2 protein-coding genes are annotated in these 2738 nt (G+C 58.5%); one reads left to right on the plus strand and one right to left on the minus strand.

The genetic code is table 11. The annotated features are described in order from the left end of the window. Nucleotides 1-147: 147 nt before the first annotated feature. On the plus strand, nt 148-1206 hold the full coding sequence (locus tag ACL02U_RS32730; RefSeq protein WP_412794649.1) for a DUF3644 domain-containing protein: 1059 nt from the start codon (nt 148-150) through the stop codon (nt 1204-1206). A gap of 802 nt (nt 1207-2008) precedes the next feature. Here the strand turns inward: ACL02U_RS32730 and ACL02U_RS32735 are convergent. Continuing rightward, a complete protein-coding gene (locus ACL02U_RS32735) occupies nt 2009-2542 on the minus strand; it encodes an HNH endonuclease (protein WP_412794650.1) in 534 nt (177 codons plus the stop codon). Between the last annotated feature and the right edge of the window lie 196 nt (nt 2543-2738).

The raw sequence follows: 2738 nt of genomic DNA on the forward strand, positions 1-2738 counted from the left end.
TTGGTAGTCATTCGTGGCTGGCAAGCCTCATCCTGACCAGGCCGGCGGTCGCCCTGCTCCGTAAACAGCCCGCAGCCAAATCGGTTGCTGTGACGAAGGTCAAGGATACGATCTTACATCCGAGTACAGCATGATCGGAGGGTCAGAATGCCCCCTCGCCCCCGGTGGTGGCACATCCTGCAAGAGTCACGCAGGCAGGCATGTATCGCAATTGACTTCTACAACAGGCCAGGCGACAAGGGTAGTTACCTCGACTTTGTCGTTCATATGCACATTGCCTGGCAAAACCTCCTGCACGCCGACTTCGAAAAACAGGGGATCGACTTCACCTACAAGGGTAAGGATGGGCGGCCTCTCAAAACTAAGGACGGGGACACGAAGACCTGGGAGCTGTTGCGCTGCGCCGAAGAGGCATACTCCGAAACCGACCCAGTTCGTAAGAACATCGAGTTCTTCGTTGGGATTCGCAACAAAATCGAGCACAGGTTTCAGAAGTCACTAATCGTTGCGACGGGTGCCCGCGCCCACGCGCTAGTAATCAACTACGAGGCCGAACTGACCGCGAGGTTCGGTGACGATAGCAGCCTATCCAGCGAGCTCCGATTTCCTCTATTCGTTCAATCTCTGACACCGGAGGGGGTAGATGAACAACTAAAGCTCAGGAAGAAACTTCCAGCAAAGGTAAAAACGTACATTACGCGCTTCGAAGCAGATCTGACTGACTCGGTGAAGGAGAGTGAACGCTACGAGTATCGAGTGCTCTTGACGCCACTTAAAGGGCCAAAGAGTGAAGCCGATCTAGCAGTTACGTTCTTGAGGGCGGACAGCCTGACTGACGAAGAGCGCCAGGATCTGACCAACCGAAGCCGGACAGGCACTGTCATCGTTACCGAGAAGCAGCGCGACATCTACTTGAAGGATGCGCTCACGCCATCCAGAGCGCGTGCAGAAATCGCAGCGCGCCTCCCATACGTTTTTCAACAGTACCATTTCACTCAGATGTGGCAGAAGCACGGCGTGCGTCCGCCGACGACTGACCCGAGTAAGGAACGCACCGACGGCCGGTACTGCCTGTATAACGCCGCGCACGACAATTACGTTTTCACACAGGCATATGTAGAGCGTTGCGTGAAGGAAATTGATACTGCTGAGAAATTCCGCGCATTTTTCGGAAAGGATCCGGTGGAAAAATCAGGAGATTCTTAGGAGCTGGATCGCCCGATCCAGTCGAAGTGGCGCAGTTGTGGATTAGCTGGCGAGAACCTCAGCCGTCCCCACGTCGTCAATCAGCTACCCATCAACGCAGGTGGACACCCCCGCACACAGCTCAAACCCCACCAACACAGTTGGCAGGCATGTTGGACGCGCCACTGAGGGTCAGGTCGGGGCGCGAACCGCTTCACCTATGTATGGACAACTCGGAAGGGGAGCCTCATGGCAGAGGAAGCGGCGATCCGTGCCGTAGCACAGCTCGCCGACCACGTGCACTGGGTACGAACGTGGCCTGACAAGCCGACCTGGCGCGACCGGCTCCGCCGATGGGCATCCCCAGAGGCCTACGAGTTCAACCGGGGCGGCACTCCGCCGAGACCTTGGGTCGACCGGCCGGCTGGCCACTACGAGCGAACTGGCTGGCGCATTCGGGCTGCCTACTTCAAATCCAATCTGGCGTTCGAGATCGAGTACGTGATCTGCGACCTATGCAAGATCGGTTGGGTCGAATCGCCCTACTCATACGACGGCTACAAGCGCTGCGGCCTTGCCCCAGCCGCTCTCCGGTCATTACGCCACACCTACCCCGGACTCCGATGGCACACAGCGGGCGGGCACTTCCGCCAGGCCAAGCCGTTCTGGGACTCTGTCAGCACGGGCGTCCCCGGCGGCTACACCCAGCAGAAGAGATGCCCTCACGTGCCGTAGCGGGGATTCGGATAATTCCACGCAGGCTAACCGCAGTGTTTGCCATCCTTGGAAGCGCAGCAGTTCAGCCGCTGACCGGCCAACCGTCTCATAACAAGGCGCGAGCATTCGTAAGACGTTGGACTAGATCGCGGCCCTTCTCTGTGATTGTGTAGAACTCCTGCGTGCCCCCGGCAAAGTCAATCTCAGCATTGCTTCCGTTCGGGATCAGGAGAGCCAAGCTCGGCCCCAATCCCCGTACGAACATGCCGTCTTTGACGAGATGCAACATCATGACGTCCGACGCTGATGGCATAGGGATCGACTTGATGCTGGGATTCTCTGCGAAGAGGGTTAGAACCCGCCGCTCGATCTCGCCGTACCGACCGTTGATCACGCCAAGGTTGGCCTTGTACTGTTGCATCGCTTTTCGGTCGATCTCACCCTTGTCGAACCGAGTGTGACACGTGGGGCACAGGGCGATCAGGTTTTCGAAGACGTGCTCCCGTACCTGCCGCCACGGTTTGATGTGCGCAATCTCGGTGGTCCCTACGCGGCATGTTGGGATTGCGCAGCGATGGCCCGCTTCAACGAGAACAGCACGCTTGGTCTCTGCAGGGACGGCGGTACGACGTTGTGGCATGAGCCGAGGTTAGAACACACCCCTGACATCGACAGCGGCTTTACGGTAGGCGCGGAACTGCGGAGGTAAGACGTTAGCGTGGTGGAAGTGGCTCGGCACCCCGTGGGGAACGCAGCCCACCCGAGGAATCCGCTGCCTGCCGCAACTTCTCAAGCTGACGTCACCAGTCGGTCTGCCGCTCGTCCGGGCTGCGGCG

The sequence above is a fragment of the Streptomyces sp. MS06 genome, assembly GCF_047200655.1.
In the GTDB taxonomy this organism is placed as follows: Bacteria; Actinomycetota; Actinomycetes; order Streptomycetales; family Streptomycetaceae; genus Streptomyces.

Excerpts from the sequence above, each read along its gene's own strand:
- ACL02U_RS32730 (WP_412794649.1), top strand. The coding sequence starts at position 148 with ATGCCCCCTCGCCCCCGGTGGTGGCACATCCTGCAAGAGTCACGCAGG.
- ACL02U_RS32735 (WP_412794650.1), bottom strand. The coding sequence starts at position 2,542 with ATGCCACAACGTCGTACCGCCGTCCCTGCAGAGACCAAGCGTGCTGTT.